Raw genomic sequence first — 22,476 nt, 5'->3', positions numbered from 1 at the left:
ATTAATAACTACATAGGTTAATCTCCATATCCCTTATTTTAAGCGGGTTTCCTTATAACGTAGGTTATTTTCCGTTGCACGTAGAGGAATAGGGGGTAAGAATTTTTATTTTTGATTTAGAACCATTCTAAATTATTCTTTTAAACCTAACCATTTTATTACAACCACTGTTTTCCCTCAGAGATAGTATTGTAATCGAATTAAACAACAATTTTTTGTTTAGTATGATAGCAAAAAAAAACCAACAAACACCTCCTATTTTTACTGAAACTATTAATAAGCAACAACCTTGTCATTTATGTATTGGGTACATATCTTCAATAGTTGATATCGCTAGCAAAGAAAAAAGTCCTTTGTTAAACATTAGATATCATCTATCAAATACAAGTTGGCAATCTATCCAAGAAAGTGCAAAATCCAATGATATTGCACCTCTTTCAGTTTTATTAAACACATTTATTCAGGTAATAGAAAGATGGAGTACTTCATCTAGACTGATTGTTGATACAAATGTGGTTCCGAATGTAGTAGATATTCCTTATGCAGAACAATCATGGATTACAAGAAAAATACCTTGGGAAACATCATGTAAGTATTTTGAAGAACAGTTGCTTACCAATATAAAAGTTAAGTATCCAGAAGAAGAGGAGACAGATATTCCAATCTTTGTAAATACAAACATAGAGAATACTCTAGGAATAGATAAACAAGAAGCAAATTTACTATTAGAAAAAAAAGAAAAAGCCTTACACTATCAAATAATAGAAAAGAATGATGAGGTAGAAATTAACTGGTATTTCTGTGAATCTGTAATGCAAAAAGAACTGGTGCAAGAAATGTTTGATGCATATCTACAGATGTTAGACTGGTTGCAACAAGAAGATTGGCAATTCCCAATTTTAGATATACTACCAGAAGCACAACGCACCATAAGAGCCAATGTAAATAATACGATAACTAGTGTAAAAGAAAAATGCTTACATCAAGAATTCTTTGATATAGCAGAAAAGGCCCCAGAGCAAATTGCATTAATTTGGGATGAAGATGGTAAGGATAACAAAATAACATATAAAGAATTAAAAGAAAAAGTATGCTGCCTAGCAGCTACATTACTCAAAAAAAACATACAGCAAGGAGATTTGGTTGCAGTAACAACCCCAAGAGGCCCTAATCAAATCATAGCGGTATTAGCAGTACTTGCTGTAGGAGCAGTTTATGTACCCATAGGGATCGATCAACCCAAATCTAGACAAAGACAAATTCATAAAATAGCAGGTATACGTTGTGTACTTGTAGATGACAAAGAGATAACAGCATTTACAGATCCAGAAGTACAAATAGTTCAAGTAGTAGAAGGAGAACAAGAAGCTCCTTTGTCTCAACCTATATTAGTAGACACAGATCAATTAGCATATGTAATCTTTACCTCTGGATCAACAGGAGAACCAAAAGGAGTAGAAATTACCCATTGTTCTGCACACAATACAATTCAGGATATAAATAAAAGGTTTTCGGTAACAGAAAATGATAAAATACTAGCATTATCAGCCTTAGACTTTGACTTATCTGTATACGATATTTTTGGTTTATTATCTGTAGGAGGAGCAATTGTTTTACTCAATGAGAAAATAAGAAGAGAAGCCTCTGTTTGGGTTCAACTTATTCAAAAAACAGGAATTACAGTATGGAACTCTGTACCAGCATTATTAGATATGCTACTCATAACAGCAACAGAAAAAGAAAGTCTTAATTCTATCAGACTAGCGATGGTGTCAGGAGATTGGGTAGGGTTAGACCTTTTACACCGATTACAAAATGTATCAACAAATTCCTCGTTGGTAGCATTAGGAGGAGCAACAGAAGCATCTATATGGTCTAATTTTCATGAAGTAACACATGTAGATCCAAAATGGAGTTCTATTCCTTATGGAAAACCATTAGAAAATCAGTGTTTTAGAGTAGTAGATAGATTTGGGCGGGATTGCCCTGATATGGTTGCAGGAGAATTATGGATAGGAGGAACTGGCGTAGCAAAAGGATATCTAGGACAATCTAAATTAACCGCAGAAAAATTTATAACGATAGATAACCAACGTTGGTATCGCACAGGAGATCTTGGGCGATATTGGGCAGATGGTACACTAGAGTTCCTTGGTAGAAAAGACCATCAGGTAAAATTAAGAGGATATAGAATAGAACTAGGGGAGATAGAAACCATATTAAAAAAATCAGAAGGGATAGGGCAAGCAGTTGCCACAATCTCATCTACAGAAGGAGCACAACATCTTGTAGCCGCAGTAGTGCCAGAAAGAACAAAGAATAAGAGCAAAAGTCCCTTGCCCACAATATCAAAAGAAATACAATTATATAGAGAGACATCTCGAGAAGAACAAGCAATATCTATAGAATATGTATTATTCGAACTACTACAGCTAGAACAACTACATTATTATAAAGACACCACATGGGACCCAATAACCCAGTTAGAAGTATCAGAAGATAACCAAGCGATACTACAAATTTGGATACAATGGTTGATAAGCAGAAAAGTGTTGATCCATAAAGAAAACATATATTGTAGCGGAGAGAGGTTTCAAGAAGTTTTTGAAGCATTACAAGCAACAAAAACAGCATTGCCAATACATGAAATAGAGACAAAAGAACATGTATTCTTACAACGAGTGCAAAAACACTTACTAGAAAGTATACCAGATTATTATAAAATTATTTCAGGAAATCTGGCACCTACAATATTACTAGATGACCCCATACTATCCCCCGAAAACTTATCCGCAAAAGATTCAGGAACCTTATGGGGGATTCAGGAAATTGCTATAAAGATCAGTAATCTGGCCAAAGAAAAAGGCAGGCCTATCGAAGTAGCAGTTCTAGGCGGGAGAACGGGTATAATGACAGCTAGGTTATTAAAAATATCATCAGCATCAGAAATTAGTTGCACACTTCTTGAATCTGCACCCTCTATGCTCGAGGTAGCAAGAAAGAACTTAGAACCATTCTCAGAGTATGCATCTTGCTATAGAATACCAGAAAATAGAATACCAGAACCAATACAATATAAATTTGATGTAGTATTAGCAATTAATACCTTACACAGGTATAAAAACCCAGAAGAGGGTGTTGCCTTGGCCTCATTATTAGTAGCAGATCAAGGAAAAATAATAGCATTAGAACATGCAGAGCTTAGTCCAGTAGCAATAGTAACCTCGGCTGTGCTAGATAAAGGATATGTAGATTTTGATCATGAAAGAAGAGTAAAATATAGCCCCATGCTTACAGGAAAAGAATGGATGCAAATCTTTTCAAGATATGGGTATAATAAAATTCATTGTAATGCAATCGGTAAATCTTTTACAGAACTTATAGAAGCAGATTGCCCAGCAGAAAGGATAAAAATTGATACAGAAGAACTCATCAATCATGTTTCTCAGCATTTACCAAATCATATGGTACCTGAAAAAATTGCTGTATTACCTTGGTTCCCATTAAGTAAGAACGGAAAAGTAAATCGAGATGCAATTACGGAACATTTTGACTTTCAGGAAGCATCATCTATACAGATAGAGAAACCACATAAAGGAATAGAGCAAGAGATTGCAGATATATGGAAAGAACTATTGCATATAGATATCATCAGCAGACATCACAGTTTTTTTCAGATTGGAGGAGACAGCCTATTAGGAACTCGCTTCTTGGCCATAGTAAAAGAACGTTACGAAATAGAACTATCATTACGGCAAATATTTGAATCTCCTACTCTCATAGATGTTGCAGCGGTAGTAGAAGAAAAATGTAACATACTCGAAGAAAGTTTAGAACTAATGGAGGAGGGAGAGATATGATAGGGATTTTAGGAGGATATGGCGAAGTAGGAATCCATGCCACTAGACAACTGGCAAAATGGAATAAATTACCTATAAAAATTGGTGGTAGAAACCCCAAAAAAGCACAAGAAAAATTTAGTAAAGAATTTCCTGATGTTACTTGGGAATCTGTAAATGTAGAAGATGATAAGGGATTAGAAGTTTTTATACAAGGTTGTACTGTCTTGGTAAACTGTGTAGGCCCATCTCATAAAGTATCAAGTAGAGTCGCAAAACTATGTATATCGAATCATTGCCATCATATCGATGCAGGTATAGATCAAGCATTAGAAAAGATGAGCTCAATAGAAACAGAAGTTTCTATTAGGTATGGAGCAGGAACCACTCCTGGTCTTACAGGTATTTTGCCACAATGGCTAGCACAAGAGTTTGATACAGTAAACTCTTTAGTGATGTATACAGGAGCCCTAGATCGATTTACAACCTCTGGAGCCGAAGATTATTTAGTCGGTGTTTTAGAGGAAACCAATGAACCATTAGCCGCATGGAGGGATAGAAAAAAGAAATCCTCGGTATTAAAAAGGCAATCAGCAACAACAATCCCATTTTTTCCTAGAGAAGTAGCTGTTTTTCCTTTTTTTGACAATGAATCCCTATACGTTGCCCAACAATTAAATCTTATTAATGGTGATTGGAATTTGGTAATAGATGGAACTCATGTTCCAGAAGCCTTAAACGTTGTTCGATCACAATTTGAAACCGATCCAAAAGGTGCAGTAGAACGATTATGCTTGGCGGCAGATTTGGATTTGATAGGTAGGCAAACCTATTTTAATTTGATAGTACAATTAGATGGACAAAAAAATGAAAATTCAATAACACGAACAGCCATTTTACAAATGGATGCTATGTCAGTATTGACAGGAACAATAACTGCATTGATCTGTATTTCTGTACTTGAAGATAAAGTTCCTTCTGGAATAGGGCCAGCCTCAGAATTACCAAATCCAGAAAAAATTATAGATCGATTAATGACATCAGGAGTCGTAACAGAATTCAAAATAGTAGACACCTCGATTGTTGCATTATTAGAAGAAGTAGAAGGCGAAATTTAAAACAAGCCGTGATAAAAATACTAGCTATAACCTAAAATTAAGGTAATAAAAAAAAGATAATTTTTTGTTTATGTAAACAAAGAAAAAAGCACCTCATTACGATAGTTTCAATGTATAAATGTATCGGTTGATATACTATCAATAAAATTATTAGAAAACACAATCTGACCTCTTAAAATAAATAAAATATAGATGAAACCTAAAAGATTAAAAACTGTAGTCTGTGGTTCTACATTCGGACAATTTTACCTTGAATCTTTAAAGAAATTAGAAAATCAGTTTGAGATAGTTGGTTTGCTGTCTCAAGGAAGTGAGCGCTCTACAAAATGTGCAGCAGCATATGAAATTCCCTTATTTACATCTGTAGATCAATTGCCAGAAGATGTAGATCTAGCCTGTGTTGTTCTCAGGTCAGGAGTAATGGGAGGTAATGGAACAGAACTATCTCTTCAGTTTTTAGAAAAAGGAATTCATGTATTACAGGAACACCCTGTACATTATAAAGATTTGGCAATATGTCTGCGAGCTGCACAAAAAAATAATGTACGATTTCAAACAGGAGATTTATATGTGCATTTACCAGAAGTAAGACGCTTTATAAATTGTTCAAAAGCAGTATTAAAAGAACAAAAAGCATCCTATATAGAAGTAGCATATGCATCACAAGTATCCTACCCGTTAATGCATATATTATCAGAAGCGTTACCAAACACTAGACCATGGAAAATTGATCATGTGACCAAGACAGAAGGGCCATTTACAGTATTAACAGGAAGTATAGGTAAAACACCTATAATCCTTAGAGCTCATAATGAGGTAAACCCAGATGATCCAGATAATCACCTTCATCTATTACACAAAATAACAATTGGAGTAGAAGGAGGAAGCCTTTCTTTGAGTGATACACATGGCCCTGTAGTATGGCACCCAAGATTACATTTTCCTGAAAATGTAAGTAGTATGAACGCCCTATCAGGATCAGGAGCCAAGTACCTTTTAGAAAACAGTACACAAGTATTAGGCGAGTACTCCCCAGCAAATTATAAAGAAATACTATCCAAACAATGGCCCTATGCAATAGGACAAGATTTACTGTCTATAAAAGAAAGTATAGAAACAAACAAAGGGGGGCAAGCCAGATCACAAAATGAATTATTAGTTTCTAGACAATGGCAAGACCTTACCAATGCCTTAGGCTACCCTTCTTTGTCATCTGGGATAAATCATCAGCCCTTACCTGTCGAAATATTACAAAAAGTTGCTCGACAAACACCAGCAACCCAAGAGTTACTGCAAGAAATAGGAGAACCAAAGGTATATAGTGAAAAAGATATTTACTCCTGCACAGAAGTATCAGACACTATTATAAAAAACGTAACCACAGAACAAATCAAAGATTTTGTAGACACCTTAGACAAAGCAGTACTGCATTCTATGTTATTCTCATTACAAAAACAAGGAGTGTTGACCCATAAAAACGAAGAATATACATTATCAGATATTGTATCGGTAGCCAATATTTCCCCAAAACATAAAGGGTTGATAGCTTATTGGCTGGATATCTTGGCAAAGAGAGGATATCTCGATAAGCTAGACACAGGTTTTGCAAACGGAGATGAAGTAATCACTACCGATGTTTTTAATCAAAGTTGGGGATTTGTCAAAGACGCTTGGGATCATAAATTAGGAGATCCAATAACGATGGAATATTTGGTAGCAAATGCAGAGCAGTTACCAGAATTAATGAGTGATACCCAACAAGCCGCACTATTACTATTTCCAGAAGGGCGCTTAGATATTGCCAACTCACTGTATAGAGATACTATTACCGCTAAATACCTCAATCAATCAGTATCAGAAGCAGTGCATAGAATAGCAAAATACAAGATGTCAAATACCCCCTCTCTAAGAAAAATAAAAATATTAGAGATAGGCGCAGGAACTGGTGCAACCACAGTATCTGTAGCTCCAAAACTACAAGAAACGATCATAAAAGATATAGAAGTAGAATATCTGTTTACAGATCTCTCAAGTTTTTTCTTGAATAATGCAAGACAACTACTCAAAGACTATTCGTGGATAGATTTTCAGGTTTTGGATATAGATCAAGACTTTGTATCACAACAAATACCAGCAGAAGGTTTTGATATTATTATTGCCGCAGGAGTTCTTAATAATGCAGAAAATACAGACAGGGTCATTACCCAAATGATGAGTTCTTTGACAGAAGGAGGCTGGTTATTGATAACAGAGCCAACCAGAGAATTTTTAGAAATACTGATTTCACAAGCCTTTATGATGACTACTCCAGAAGATGAACGAAAAGAAGATAAAACTACCTTTTTTACACCCTCTCAATGGAGTAATGCATTCAATAAAGCAGGGGCTCAAGAAGTAGTGGTATTGCCAGAAGAAGAAAACCCATTGACACCTTTTGAGCAAAAATTATTCATTGTAAAAAAATAAGATATGTTGAAATGCAGTCATATAGTATATAAAGTAGATAATATACAACAAGTTGTAGAAGACTATAAATCCTTAGGGTTTTCGCCAGTATGGGGGAGTACCCCAGAAAAGGCACACAATGCATTTTTATGGTTTGATGAAGGACCATACATAGAGTTTTTTCAGTTACCCAAAAAATTTGAATTTTTAAAATACCCTTTACATCTATTTTATGGGCGTTCAGCTGGGCAACGATGGCAACAATGGTCAAAAACGACAGAAGGATGGTGTGATCTGGCTCTAGAACCTCAAGAGTATATAGAAAATACAGGCAAAAGCGTACCAGAATATCCATTGGATATCAAAACCATAAAAAATGAAATGAATAAATCTGGTATTTCCGCCTCTCGGATTATTCGTAACAAAAGAATAAACCCAGAAGGAGAAAAGGTGAAATACAAAGTCTTTTGCCCTAACCCAGACGGTTTTCCTTTCGTTTTTTCAGGATATGAAACTCCGCAGAAACCAGAAGGAATAAAACATGCAAATGGGGCAACCAAAATAGCATGGGTAAAACTAGATATGGATTCAGCATATATAGATCAATTTCAGGAATTTATAAAAGAAGATAAATACATAAAAACAGTACCAAGCTCACAAACAAGAGTTTTTGATGTAGGGTTATCTGGACTGAAATTAGATTTGAATCCTGATTATTTACATGGCGCAACATTTACAGCATCGTAATAACCAACAAAAATAAAATTTAGAATTTAAAGATATGTTAGCAGATACCACCACCTATATAGATTTATTAGTAAGACTTAGAAAAGACGGAATCAAACTTTGGGAAGAAAATGGAAAATTACGATACAAAGCACCCCAAGGAGTTCTTAAACCAGCCGATCTTGAAGAACTGAAAAAGCATAAACTAGCTATTATAAAACAACTAAAAGTAGAAAGTAAATCAGTAGCGGTAGTCGCAAACCCAGATGATCGATTTGCCCCTTTTCCGTTGACAGACGTACAGTCAGCGTATTTGTTAGGGCGTAATGAGGTATTTGATTATGGTGGGGTAGCATGTCATATTTATTTAGAATTACAATACGATAAGCTGGTACATAAACGAGTACAAGAGGTTTGGAATAAGCTTATCTCAAGACATGAGATGCTGAGGTCTACAATAGATAATAATGGGTATCAGTGTGTGATGGAGAACACTCCAGAATTGATAGTAGCATTCAATGATGTTAGCACCAAAGAAGAAAAAGAAGCAACTGCTGTATTGAGTGAAATTCGTGAAGATATGGGGCATCGTGTTTATGATACCAGCAAATGGCCATTGTTTGGCATAGGAGTGACTCAAACCCCAGAAAATTCGATTCTTCATTTCTCTATGGAGTTTTTGATTGCAGATTGGGCAAGTATCTGGTTATTATTATCAGAATTTGAAGCCCTTTATGAATCTATAGAAACCCCATTACCAGAACTCACTCTTAGTTTTAGAGATTATTTGATTGCAGAAAGAGGAATGAGAGAAACAACAGCTTATGTAAAAGATAAGCAGTACTGGATGGATAGGATTCATAGCCTACCGGGAGCACCAGACCTACCATTATCAAGAACACATAAACCCTCGGGAAAAGGACGATTTACACGTCGTTTTATAAAACTGGACACTACTATATGGAGTCGCATAAAAGAGCAAAGTCAGCAATTAGGATTAACACCAACAACCATTGTTATGACAGCCTATGCGGCAGTGATAGAACGATGGAGTCGCAATAACAAGTTCTGTTTAAACCTTACGGTATTAAACAGACTACCACTACATGAAGAAGTAAATTCTATAGTAGGTGATTTTACCTCTGTAAGCTTACTAGAAGTAAACTGGTCTGATAAACAATCATTTATTGATCGAGCAAAAACCTTAAACAATCAACTGTTTGATGATTTGGATCACCGCCTGTTTTCTGGTGTAGAAGTAATGAGAGAAATTACACGACAATACGGTAGAGATAGTGCCCTTATGCCCTTTGTATTTACCAGTGCGATTGGATTAACCAATTCTAGCGAAGCAAATAAGAAAAAAGGAAAACTAGGAGAGTTTGGAATTAGTCAGACTCCACAAGTTTTTATTGATTGTCAGGCGATGGATACGCAAGATGGATTACATATCAATTGGGATATCAGAGAAGATGTTTTTCCTGATCAGATGGCAGATGATATGTTTAAAGCCTTTGAATTACTATTACAGAATTTGGTAATAGATGATACAACGTGGCAGAATGATAGTGTAGTCGGTTTACCAGATTGGCAACAAAAAGAAAGACACCTTATCAACGCAACAGATGCACCATTACCCACTCATGTACTTCATGAACAAATAATAGAGCAGATAAATACAACACCCGATGCTATTGCTGTTGTTGATACAAAAGGACAAACCACTTATAAAGAAATAGGACAAAAAGCCAGTGCAGTAGCAGATGCATTAGACAAATTAGGGTGCAAACCACAAGATAAAGTGGCTATCTCTATGCATAAAGGAGCCAATCAAGTTATCGCTGTATTAGCTACCCTATCAAGTGCAGGAGTATATGTACCTATAGATGTATTTCAACCAGAAGAGAGAATACATACAATGCTCAAACATGCAGATATTCGTTTTGTGATTACCGATACCAATAATACAACCCATTGGCCAGATCATATTCAAGTAATTGTAGTAGATCAAGTAACACCAAAAACAGAGATCACCTTAAAAACAGATGCAGACCCAAATTTACCAGCATATGTAATTTATACTTCGGGATCTACAGGACAACCAAAAGGAGTTGTGATTAATCATATTGCGGCGGTAAATACCATTATAGATATCAACAAGCGCTTTTCTGTAAATGATAAAGACAGAGTATTGGCACTGGCACAATTAGGATTTGATTTATCGGTATTTGATATTTTTGGATTACTCTCTGTAGGAGGAGCAATCATATACCCAGATCAAGAACGGCAAACAGACCCATCTCATTGGGTAGAATTACTACAAAAGCATGAGATTACGATCTGGAATACAGTGCCAGCACTCATGCAAATGTTGAATACCTATTTGGCTACAGAAACCACTATCAAAATACCAGCCTTTAGACTAGCATTACTCTCCGGAGATTGGATTCCTCTTACTCTGCCAGATATTTTGGCAAAGCAATTGCCACAAGTACAATTAATTAGTCTTGGTGGAGCAACAGAAGCATCCATTTGGTCAATTCATCACGTATATAAGGGATTAGAGTCAGATTGGAGTAGCATTCCTTATGGTAGGCCTTTGGCAAATCAAGGATTTAGAGTATTGGATAGTGAGTATAGAGATTGCCCCGTTTGGGCGATTGGAGAATTATATATCACAGGAGACGGATTAGCCGATGGATATCTAAACGAAGTTGAATTAACAGAAAAATCATTCTTTAAGCACCCATTAGATGGACAACGATTGTATCGTACAGGAGATTTAGGGCGCTATACTCCAGGAGGAGAAATAGAATTCTTGGGTAGAGAAGACAATCAGGTAAAAATCAGAGGACATAGAATAGAATTAGGAGAAATAGAATCAGCCCTATTAAAACATTCTCTTGTCAATGCAGTAGGAGTAGTGGTTGATGGCTCTGTAGAAGAAAAAGCCTTATTAGGAGTTATAGAACTAAATCAGAAAGATAAAGTCGCTCTAGAACAAGATCAAGAGAAAGCTCAAAGAATCTTGAAAGATATAGAAGTAGATATCAAGAATAGCAAAGCGCTTGAAGTTGACGCATACATAGGCGTAACCCTTAATACAATACATGAAAATCATACAGGCAAACAACCTCTCAGAGTTTTACAATTAGGAGATACAGAAAAAGAACAAGTAGATACAATCATAGAACAACTACAAGATAAGTCAATAGAGTATGTATACACGCATACAGATAAAGCAATCATAAGCGAATTATCCTCAAGTTATAAAGAATACGAGAATATATGTTTTGGTGTTTTTGATAGTAAGATTGATTACAGAACTCAAGGGCTGGAACCTAATGAATTTGATGTTGTTATAACCACAAAGAAGCTAGAAAAAGAAGAGGAGATAATCGCTATAAAAGAAGTATGTCGTCCTAGTGGTTGGTTGCTACATAACAGCACAGAAAATATACGTTCTACCATACATACAGAAACAAAGCTAGAAATTTTAGAAAATCAATTATATATAACTCAATTCAAACAAAATCAATCTTATGTAAGTACATCAGAGTTATCTGGTTTTCTAATGAAACTTGTACCAGAATATATGATTCCTAGTCATTTGCAAATTGTAGACGCATTACCAATCACAAGAAATGGTAAAGTTGATCGCAAAACAATTGCAAAATGGAGGCCCCAGGTTGTAATGGGAGGTACACAATTTGGTAGCTCAGACTCGGTGATGGATGAGCTCGAGACAAAATTATCACAGCAATTAGCAACAGCGCTCAATATTTCAGGAATAGGAAGGTCACAAAATTTTTATGATCTGGGAGCAGATTCTTTGATAATGGCACAAGTAGCAGGAAAGCTTAGAGATGGTCTAGCCAAAGAAGAAACACCAGTTCATATTCCCTATGATGCAATTTTAAGACAGATGCTTAACTATCCTACTATAGCAGCATTATCAGAGTTTATACGAGAAAAATCTAAAAACTTAGATCAAGAAACAACAGCATCTAATCCTGAAAACGGAATAACTTCTTCAAACAGTAATGGAGTACTAACACCTTATGGAGAAAGTAAAAACGGTCCTCTTAGAGTAGTTTTTCATGCAGGAGTAGGAACCATGAACTATCTGCTACAGTTACTAGATGAGCTTATGAAACAAGACCTAGGACCTATCATGGCGATTACTGTCAAGGATACAGAAGTGTATTGTAATCTTGAAGCATCAGAATTGATAGAATTGATAGCAGAAGACTATGCAGAACGATTGATAGAAACGGGACATAAGAAAATGCAGTTGATAGGATATTGCATGGGAGGTCAAATAGCAGTAGAAGTTGCTAGGCGTTTAATAGAAAGAGATATAGAGGTTGTAGACTTGGTTTTGGTAGACAGTCACCCAGTTAATATTGATGTAAAAGATGATTTAGTCATAGAATCATTATTCGTTCCTAATCTAGGAGTTTCCTTAGAACAAGCAGGTTTCGGAGCCGTTGATTATATGGATATGGCAAGAGCCTTTATGCAAATTATTGAAAAAAATAACGGAGTTATCCCAGAAGGAGCACCAAAAGAAGTATCAGGAGATAAGGGGCTAGAAGCGGTAAGTACATTATTTCAGAAGTTATCAACCTATGATCTTAGAACCCGTTTCAATGCATATGTAGATGCTGTTTATAAAGAGACAGGAGATGTGATGGAGGTAGAGATGGCAGAAGGCCTGTATAAAATGTATAGACAAAGTTATATAGCATCCTATATTACACCACTCCCGTATATCGGTGATATACGATTCTTAAACGCTACAGGGCAATCTGAATTTTTACCAGGAACCGCACAAAAAACAATCGAATACTGGCGAGAAGCCTGCCTAGGAGAATTTACCGTAATGGATATTCAAGGAGATCATTTTACATGTATAGAACGACCACATCTAGAATATCTAATAGAGCTTATTACAGCACCACTTCTTCAAGATCAGAAAGTCATGAATGAAGCATAGAATTAGTACATGTCCTTTTTACAAATTTTATAAAAAGGTATGTGTTGATTATATAAGTCAGTAACAGAAATAATTATGAATAGTCAAATTAAATTTTAAGAATAATGAATGATCAGGTACAGAAACAATTCATTCTCACATCAAATATGTGGCCCGTCATGTGGAAACTCTCTTGGCCAGCCATTATAGCAATGGTCTTATATGGTTTCAATACATTATTAGACGCCGTTTTTGTAGGTGCTTTTATAGGAGAAAATGCATTAGCAGGAGTATCTATAGCCTATCCTTTGGCATCTTTTGTATTAGGAATAGGGTCATTGATAGGAACAGGAGCAGGATCTTTACTAAGCATTGCTTTGGGAGCCAATGATGTAGAAGAACAGCAACGTCTTTTAGGGAATTTTAATTCACTGAATATTCTATGCACTGTAATCTATATGATTTTAGCCTTGATTTTTGCAGAACCTTTGGTAAAGATGATGGGAGGATCAGGAGAACCACTAGAACTAGGAGTAACCTATTTTAGAATCAGTGTATTTGGAGCATTTTTTTGGATTTATGGGCTCGCCTCTAATATGGTAGTTCGTGCAGAAGGTAAGATGAAAAAAGCAGCGCTGGTGATGGGGATTGGATTGATTGTAAATATCATATTCAACTATGTACTGATTGTGGTAATGGACTGTGGGGTAGCAGGAGCCTCGTGGGCCTCTAATATTGGAATGCTGGTATATTCAATACTAGGATATCTATATTTTAATAGCAAAAAAACCTCGTTTTTATCCTTACCCAATACTTTTTATTGGGATAAAGAGATCATCAAATCCATTGTGTCTATGGGGCTTCCCTCATTGATAATGATGTTTATGACCATTGTGCAAGCAGTAGTAATATTTAATGCAATAGCCAATCACGGATCGGTGTTTGAAGTAGCTTTTTACGGAGTGGCATTCAGGGTTTTAAGCTTTATTTTGACACCAATCTATGGATTAATGAGAGCACTACAACCCGTAGTAGGTATAAATTATGGAGGAAAAAAATACAAGAGAGTTATTCAGAGTTTTTGGGTTTTTTCAATCACAGGAACCTTAATTATCCTACCGCTATGGGGATGCATGATGATAGCACCACAATTTATTCTTGCTACGATGTTAGAAGCAGGTAGTTTGAGTAGTGATAGTATATGGAATTTTAGAATGTTTATCTCGATACTTCCTGTTTTACCCATTGTTTTTAATGGAATGACCTTCTTTTCTGCTATAAACAAAGGAAAACCTGCAGCGATTATTGGTTTGGTAAGGCAGTTAATTTTTTATGTGCCTTTGATGCTTATTTTACCTTCTATTTACGGAACATCATCGATATACTGGGGAACCGCATTGATTGATACTGTTATTGTCGCTTATACCATGATATTGGTATTGATAGAATTCAAACGATTAAAATCCTTAAAACTAGAAACCAATATCATTTAATAGGAATTCATCTCAAAAACAGAAGACCCTTTGTATAAGAGAGGGAGCTACGTATTCTTTAAAAAGTAATATCAGCAGATATTAGAACTTTTTGAGTAAGAGAATATCTCCTGATATAAAACCAGAAAAGAGTATGGATACCACATATACGATACCTGTACCCATAAAAATAGAATCACACAAAAAAATAATAAACCATCTTTTATTACACATAAAAGAATTAATAATTAGATACACTCATGAAATTTAATACCAAAACAATACATGGTGGCCAACAATATGACCCTGCATATGGAGCAGTTATGACACCAATATACCAGACATCAACCTTTGCACAAATGTCACCAGGTAAGAACAAAGGATATGATTATAGTAGAACTCTTAACCCTACCCGTAAAGCACTAGAAGATTCTTTTGCCAGTATCGAAAACGGAAAATTTGGATTAGCCTTTGGATCTGGATTAGCCGCGATAGATGCAGTGATGAAAATACTACGACCAGGAGATGAGGTGATAGCAACCAATGATATATATAGTGGAACATTAAGAACATTTACCAAGATTTTTGAAGTGTATGGAATAAAATTTCACTTCATCTGTATGGAAAATGCAAATGAAATAGAAAAACATTTTAATGAGAATACAAAGTTAGTTTGGATCGAATCACCAACCAATCCTATGCTTAATATTATTGATATCAAAGCTGTATCAAAGGTAGTTAAGAAATATAATGCCTTATTGGCGGTAGATAATACTTTTGCAACGCCATACCTGCAAAGGCCCCTAGATCTGGGGGCTGATATTGTAATGCATAGTGCCACCAAATACCTAGGCGGCCATAGTGATGTAGTCGTAGGGGCTTTGGTAGTAAAGAATGAGGAACTGGCAAAACAATTATACTACATACAAAATGCAACAGGAGCGGTATGTGGGCCACAAGATAGCTTTTTGGTATTACGAGGCATAAAAACCTTACATATTCGTATGCAACGTCATTGTGAAAACGGAGAAATAGTAGCCAATTTTTTAAGAAACCACCCAAAAGTTGAGAAAGTATATTGGCCTGGTTTTGAGGATCACCCCAATCATCATATAGCAGTAGAGCAGATGAATGGTTTTGGAGGCATGATTTCTTTTGTAACAAAAGGGAGTACCTGTGATGATGCCGCAATCAAGATTGTAGAAAGATTAAAACTTTTTACACTAGCAGAATCTCTGGGTGGTATAGAGAGTTTGGCAGAACACCCAGCCACCATGACACATATTGCTATTCCTAAATGTGAAAGAGAAGAAATAGGAATACTTGATTCCTTAATACGATTAAGTATTGGGGTCGAGGATGCAGAAGATCTGGTAGCAGATTTAGCACAAGCATTAGGATAATTTATATACTAATAACCTAGTAAAAAGAGCGCTCATTGAGTGCTCTTTTTTTTGTGCTGATCACTGTATTTTTCGCTTCTAGGCAGGTTGAGAACTATGAATAAATAACAATACAGAATGTTGAAGTTTTCTTAATACCAAATGTAAAACCATAAAATGATAAAGGAATCCGACACTGACTATTAAAAGCCTCTTAAAATGCCTTTAAAACAAGTCAAACTAGCAAAAAAAATAATACTTTTTCATCTGATATATGTTTAGTCTAATTTTGAAGTTATAAAACATATAAAATGAATAAAGAAAAATTAATTAAAGTACTAAACAGAATACAATATTCTATCAAAGAGAATTATTTGAAAAGAATAAAAGGATTAGACCAAATTGGATTTGAGGAATTGACTTCTATTAGAGACCAGTTTATTGCTGAAAGTTTTGCTAATTATCAAAGTAAATATGAAAACGAGTTCAAAGATAACTTGAACAAAGAAAATGTTGAATTACTCACCGAAATTCGGATGTTTGTTACGAGAGAGATTTATAAATTAGCATATGATGAAAAATGGAATATTCTATAAACAGAGGTGCTAGAGCTATAATCTATAACATGTTTTAAAGCATTGTTTTACAGGCCTCTCTATAGGGGATGCTTAGCTTTTTTTTAAAACTAAACATAAGACTTTGTAAACTCAATTAATCAAAATCGCTAAAGCAGAGTTTACTACGACCTTGTAAATTATTAGCTATATAAAGAAACTTTATTATTTTTTTAAGCCAATGGATCAATTTTTGTTGTACTGTTTAAAAATTAAAAAAAACGAACTTTGAATAAAATGACCGCATATTTATTGATAGTAATAAGTCAACTATTTTTAATCACTTCTTGTGAAAAAGAAACAGAAGAACCCTTGAACCTATCGAGTAAAATTGAAAAGAAAGTTCTTGGAATAGCTAAAGACAAAAATATCCCGTCATTAGAGCTTACAATTACCACAGAACAAGATGTTATAAGTTTTAATTACAACCACAAAGAAGTTGAAAAACAAAGTATTTACGGAATAGGAAGTACAACTAAATTTTTGTCTTCTATATTAATTTTTAAACTCATAGAGGATGAAAAACTTAAAATAGATGATAAAGTTATAGACTATGTAGATCTCACTCAACCAATCACAGGAATTGAAAACGTAACCGTTAAAAATCTATTAAACCATACAAGTGGCTTATCAGACTATACCAAAAACTCTGGTTGGATCACAAGCGTGATGAATAATAATGCACCAAAGACATTCGAGGAAAAAATATTACTTATTAATGGCGCAACAGAAAATAGCGATAGTTTTTCATACAGTAACACTAACTATCTTTTTCTTGAAAAAATTGTAGAAACTATTGTCGGCGAATCCTATGAAGTTGCTTTTAATAACTTTTATAGTGCAAACAATCTTTCTGACATAAAAATGGGAATTGACGAAAATGGTTTACAGGCTTTTTTCGGGCAAACAGAACAGGCAAGCCCAGATGTTTCAGATTGGAGAGAATATTTTGGCTTTGATGGTGGTGCTTATACCGATACAAAAACACTTGATGAGTTTTTAACTAAATTATTTAGAGATAAATCAATCCTAAAATCAAGCACTATATCAGAAATGGAGAATTGGATAGCAATGGAGCCAATGACCATACCGATCGGAAATGGAATAATTTCGGAATACGGTAACGGAATTATGAAACTAACATATGATGAACAAGAATATATAGGGCATTTTGGAAGTACATTAAAATATCAATCGATGGCTTTTTACAATACTAAAAAGAACATTTCAATAAGCATTACAACAAATTGTAGCGGTAGATATTTTAATAATGTGTTTTTTCAAGAAATAATACCTGCTATACTTGATGAACTGTAGAGAAATAGCCTACAACACCAGTAACCGTTTTGAAGTGTTATTATTGAGATGCATTTTTGAAACACCGTTTTATTCGTCTCACTAGAAAAAAACAGAAAATTCCTTAGCTTTGGTAAAACGAACTAAATATAGTACTTAGTAAACTCCATTGATCAAATTGGTTGCTTTTGCTATCGCTGCACAAACGATTTAATCAACGGATGCTAAAGCTAAGTTTACTTCGATGTTGTACGTCATTTGAACAAATCAAATAAAATGAAATTAGAATTTTATAAAAAACTTACAAATGGAGGTTTTAAAGTTGTAAAAAACTTGAAGGAATTTGAAATTTCAAAAAAAATATTGGAGCGTTATGTAAACTTACCTGCTGAATATCTAATTTTTTTGAGAGGTTTTGAAAGTATAACTAATATGTCTGATACAATTTGGTTTAACTCAAATAATGATTTCAACGCAGAATCGGATAACGAATTTAAATGGAATGAATTTGAGCTATTAAGTTTGGAATGGAGTGAAGATGATGATGACGAATTAATAAATATTGTGGATTTTTGGAAAAATCATATTCCAATCATTTTGTCAGTCAAAGATGGATTTCAGTTTTTGGCAATTTGTTTAGAAAATGAAAAATATGGAGAAATAGTTCACGGAAGAGAACCTGTATTTGAAGATGTAACAAAGATTTGTAATAGTTTTAACGAGTTGATTTATTTATTTGAAAAAAAGGAGATAGAAAACATTATCTAAATAAAAACAAACTAAACATAACATTTCATAAATTCCATTGATTACCAAAACAACGCTAAAGTTGAGTTTACTTTGGCGTTAACTCTAATTAATAGTAAAATTAAAATAAGAAATTAATAAATGTTTAGGCAGTTCAAAAAATAAAAATTTCATTAAAAAATGAGGAAATATTTATTTTAAAGGATTGAATAAAGTTTTGTAAAAAGAATAAATAGGAAATTAAAAAATAGTGAAACAAAGATTAGTCTCAAACTTCGATAATATTCTTAGGGCAAAAACCTACTTTTTTATAAAGAAATCACTTTGGAGATACGTGGTATTAGTCTTGATTCTTGGCTTTTTGAAACCTATAAATGAAATGAATTCAATAGTATCAGCAATGCTATATTTTGCTGGAGTCAATAGTATACTTTGGCCCTTACAGTATTTGAGTGCCAAAGCTTTTGCGAAAAAGATAAATTTCGATGCAATTGTAGAATTTGGTGAAAAAGGAATTAAAGTAAATCATAACAACAAAGATTTAGTTGAAATTAAAGATTGGACTTGGATTAAAAAGATAGAGACAAATAAACAACTAGTTTGGTTAACATTAAATCAACCAATACCATTTGGAATTTCAATACCTAGATCAAAATTGAGTGATTCTGAGGTAGAGTTATTTGAGAGAATGAAAAAGCAATAGCGGTTCGGGTGTAAACTCGAGCTGTTGTTTTATTGAAATATGTATATTGTAATCCGAAAGTAGGTGTATTTAAGCTACTGCTCTTATACGTATTGATGTAATACATTCTGAACAAAAAAATAAATGAAAAATACATTTTACTATATATTTCTTTTACTAGTTTCAACAAATATAGTTATAGCTCAAAAAAGAAGTTCTTCATTAGAAGAAGCATTACAAAACCCAGAAAGTGTTGAGAGTTTAAATTTATCGTCTCAAAACTTAACAGAATTGCCAAGCAGCATAGGCAAACTAATAAATCTTAGAATTCTAGTTTTAAGCAGAAATCACTTCACTAAATTACCAGAAACTATAGGCAATCTAAAACATCTTGAAAGGCTCACTCTAGATCAAAATAAACTAACTGAATTGCCCAAAAATATAGTGAATTTGAAATCATTAAAGTATTTAAGTGCCAAAAGAAATCAGATTTATAAATTACCACAATCTATAGGAAGTTTAGACGCAATAACGATGTTGATATTATCTGCAAACGATCTAACAGAGCTTCCCAAGAGTTTAGGAAATTTAAAGAAATTAAGTTTCTTAGATATAGAATCTTGTAAAATTAGCAAATTACCTAAATCTATTGGTAACTGTACTAGTTTAGAATATATCAATGCTCGAAACAATGAGCTTACAATGTTGCCCGAATCTTTTTCTAATTTAAAACAATTAGAAAGATTAGTTTTAACAAACAATCAACTTATAAAACTACCTAAAAAAATAGGGGAGTTAAGAATGCTTAAAAAATTAGAATTAAGAAAAAATCAAATAACAGAATTACCTAAATCTTTTTATACTCTTCCTAAAATAGAAGAATTTGATTTAACAGACAATAAAATCAGTATTATTTCAAAAGATATTGGAAATTTAAAAACACTAAAATCAATACAATTACAATCTAATCCCTTGACAAAATTACCAGAAGAGATTGGGGATTTATTTAATTTAACCCTCTTTTGGCTTAATAACAATAAACTTACCGAATTACCAGCCTCTATTGGAGAGCTAGCTAATTTAGAAAAACTAAGCGTTGGGGGTATGAGTTTAAAAAGCATACCTAATACAATTACTAAACTTCAAAAATTAAAATCGTTAAGCATAGATAGAAATCAACTTACCAATTTACCTTTGGCTATCGGGGATATGAAAAGTTTAAGAAACTTGAATGTTAAAAGTAACAAACTTACGAGCATTCCTGAATCCTTAGGTAATTTAAAACTTAGTAGTTTAGATATTAGAAAAAACCTAATAAAAGAGCTTCCGCAATCTGTTATTAATATGGGTTGTTTTATTGTTAAGAAAGATCAGCATGTTTACTATCCTTCTAGGGCAGAATTAATAAAAAAAGATAGAGAAAGGATTCGTAATAAGATGAAAAAGAGGGAAGCAGAGCGCAGCCCTGAAGAAAAAGAATATATCGCTGAATTAGAAAAAATAAGATTAAAAAAAGTAAAAGAGCAAGAAGAATTTCGGTTATATCACGATGTCTTAACTGATGTAGTACGTAAAAAATCTAAAGAATTATCTGAATTAGAACCTTTTAAGTATAATGTGAAATATAATAAAATTGTAAACAGTTTAAATGAAAAGATCGATAGGTATAACGTTTCCAAATACATAACACCGCTAAATTTTATAATGTACATCTCGGAAATTCCAGATAATTATAAAACCAAATATTATTTATCAGACAGAGAAATTAACGGTTATAAAAACATAAGCCACCTTTCTGCACATGCCTTGGCAGACTCTTATATATCTACTAAAAACTACCCTAAAGCAATTGAATATCTAAAATTAGCTTTAGCTAAATTCCCATACTATTCTTTTAGTGGAACCACAGTGAATAAAGATCGTTTAAGAATTAGAATGGATTTATCAGATATGTATTTTGAATTAAAAAAGAAAAATGATGCATATATGTATCTATTGGCTAATATTATAAATGGTCAGAGTTATACAAATCACAAAAAAATACTTATAGAGTATCTTAAAAATGAGGATAAAATACAATTCAAAAAAGATCTAAAATCTGCTGTAAACACTATGATAATAAAGAAAAATAATTCTTATGAAATTATTTTCAGATCTAAAAAATACACTTTTTTTGATGGGCCGTACAAAAAATCACTCGCAGATATGAAAACAATATTATTAGCTATTGAATTGGAATAAATAACGTGCTATAACAATGATAACCGTTGCACAAACCCATGATTTAAAAAATAACAACTTTATACCTCTCTCTAGCGAGACTTTCTTTATATATGCTCTATGTTTATATAAGTAATCGCTTTGAAGTGTTATTATTGAGGTGCTTTTTTGAAACACCGTTTGTTTTCTCCACTAGATAGAAGCAGAAAATTCCTTAGCTTTGGTAAAACAAACTAAATATAACACTTCGTAAACTCAATTGATCAAAAATGTTAAAGCAGAGTATACTTCGACGTCGCCAGTAATTATTAAATCTTTAAAATTTATGAAAGAAAAGATAATCAAATTTTTAGATAAGTTTTTTGACGCAGAAGTTGATGCTTTTATGTCAAGGAGAATGCCTGATATTGATGAGTTTAACAAAAGATTAGAAAAAATGAATTCGTTTATTTCAGTGTCTTTAGAGAATAGATTTGGATTAATTCCTCAAACCAAGTTAATGGTGGATGATTTTTATGAAAGAGCACAAAAAGCTCCTCCTTGTAAAAAAAGATTTCTTTTTAGAATAGATGAGTTTGATACAAAAAATGGAGAAAAATTATTTAAGTGTTTTGTTTCAGGCTCTAATCCAAGACTAAAAACAGTTTTTAATCTTTTTATTATCAAAGTAATTGATGGGGAGTTAAAAATTATTACAAAATTTTCTCTAAGCGATAATGGAATGGGTAGTGGCTATTTATGGTATTCAGGAGGGGGAGATGAAAATTATGAGCATAAAGTCAATGGTGAGTCTCTAATAAATCCTGAAGCTTTTGATATAAAGGTTTCTGAATATAGAATTTTAGAACCCGAAAATGAAACAGAAGAAATGTTAATTTACAACCAAGAGTAAACTACTACAAACACTAGGAACCATTTCATAAACCCACAACCACATACAAAACAACAGGTCTACCC

General features: G+C 33.6%; 13 protein-coding genes. All 13 read left to right on the top strand.

The genetic code is table 11. The features are described 5' to 3' along the window. Positions 1–224: 224 nt before the first annotated feature. The gene (locus DG508_RS15065) at positions 225–3,860 is read left to right on the top strand and encodes an amino acid adenylation domain-containing protein (RefSeq protein ID WP_108868945.1); all 3,636 of its coding nucleotides are present in this window, start codon (positions 225–227) and stop codon (positions 3,858–3,860) included. Beyond that, positions 3,857–4,957: a saccharopine dehydrogenase NADP-binding domain-containing protein gene (locus DG508_RS15060; RefSeq protein ID WP_108868944.1), complete on the top strand. Its 1,101-nt coding sequence runs from the start codon at positions 3,857–3,859 to the stop codon at positions 4,955–4,957. The genes DG508_RS15065 and DG508_RS15060 overlap by 4 nt, the downstream gene beginning before the upstream one ends. Positions 4,958–5,149: 192 nt before the next feature. Continuing rightward, positions 5,150–7,423, top strand: a complete 2,274-nt coding sequence (locus DG508_RS15055; protein ID WP_108868943.1) for a bifunctional Gfo/Idh/MocA family oxidoreductase/class I SAM-dependent methyltransferase — start codon at positions 5,150–5,152, stop codon at positions 7,421–7,423. Between the two features lie 3 nt (positions 7,424–7,426). Next, positions 7,427–8,149, top strand: coding sequence for a VOC family protein (locus DG508_RS15050; protein WP_108868942.1), 723 nt, complete (start codon positions 7,427–7,429; stop codon positions 8,147–8,149). Positions 8,150–8,183: 34 nt separating this feature from the next. Then, positions 8,184–13,127: a non-ribosomal peptide synthetase gene (locus DG508_RS15045; RefSeq protein WP_108868941.1), complete on the top strand. Its 4,944-nt coding sequence runs from the start codon at positions 8,184–8,186 to the stop codon at positions 13,125–13,127. A gap of 104 nt (positions 13,128–13,231) precedes the next feature. Continuing rightward, positions 13,232–14,599 (top strand): MATE family efflux transporter, encoded by a 1,368-nt coding sequence (locus DG508_RS15040; protein WP_199912793.1) that lies wholly within the window; start codon positions 13,232–13,234, stop codon positions 14,597–14,599. A 239-nt stretch (positions 14,600–14,838) separates the two neighbouring features. After that, positions 14,839–15,981 (top strand): trans-sulfuration enzyme family protein, encoded by a 1,143-nt coding sequence (locus DG508_RS15035; protein ID WP_108868939.1) that lies wholly within the window; start codon positions 14,839–14,841, stop codon positions 15,979–15,981. Between the two features lie 290 nt (positions 15,982–16,271). Continuing rightward, positions 16,272–16,556, top strand: coding sequence for a hypothetical protein (locus DG508_RS15030; protein ID WP_108868938.1), 285 nt, complete (start codon positions 16,272–16,274; stop codon positions 16,554–16,556). Positions 16,557–16,811: 255 nt separating this feature from the next. Further along, positions 16,812–17,891 (top strand): serine hydrolase domain-containing protein, encoded by a 1,080-nt coding sequence (locus DG508_RS15025; protein ID WP_108868937.1) that lies wholly within the window; start codon positions 16,812–16,814, stop codon positions 17,889–17,891. A 255-nt stretch (positions 17,892–18,146) separates the two neighbouring features. After that, on the top strand, positions 18,147–18,638 hold the full coding sequence (locus DG508_RS15020) for an SMI1/KNR4 family protein (RefSeq protein ID WP_108868936.1): 492 nt from the start codon (positions 18,147–18,149) through the stop codon (positions 18,636–18,638). Positions 18,639–18,996: 358 nt separating this feature from the next. After that, positions 18,997–19,320, top strand: a complete 324-nt coding sequence (locus tag DG508_RS15015) for a hypothetical protein (RefSeq protein ID WP_159090854.1) — start codon at positions 18,997–18,999, stop codon at positions 19,318–19,320. A gap of 123 nt (positions 19,321–19,443) precedes the next feature. After that, positions 19,444–21,540: a leucine-rich repeat domain-containing protein gene (locus DG508_RS15010; RefSeq protein WP_108868934.1), complete on the top strand. Its 2,097-nt coding sequence runs from the start codon at positions 19,444–19,446 to the stop codon at positions 21,538–21,540. Positions 21,541–21,844: 304 nt separating this feature from the next. Next, positions 21,845–22,411, top strand: coding sequence for a hypothetical protein (locus tag DG508_RS15005; RefSeq protein WP_108868933.1), 567 nt, complete (start codon positions 21,845–21,847; stop codon positions 22,409–22,411). Positions 22,412–22,476: the final 65 nt, after the last annotated feature.

The organism is Aquimarina aquimarini, assembly GCF_900299535.1.
GTDB lineage: Bacteria > Bacteroidota > Bacteroidia > Flavobacteriales > Flavobacteriaceae > Aquimarina > Aquimarina aquimarini.
This window is presented reverse-complemented; position numbering and strand designations above follow the sequence as displayed.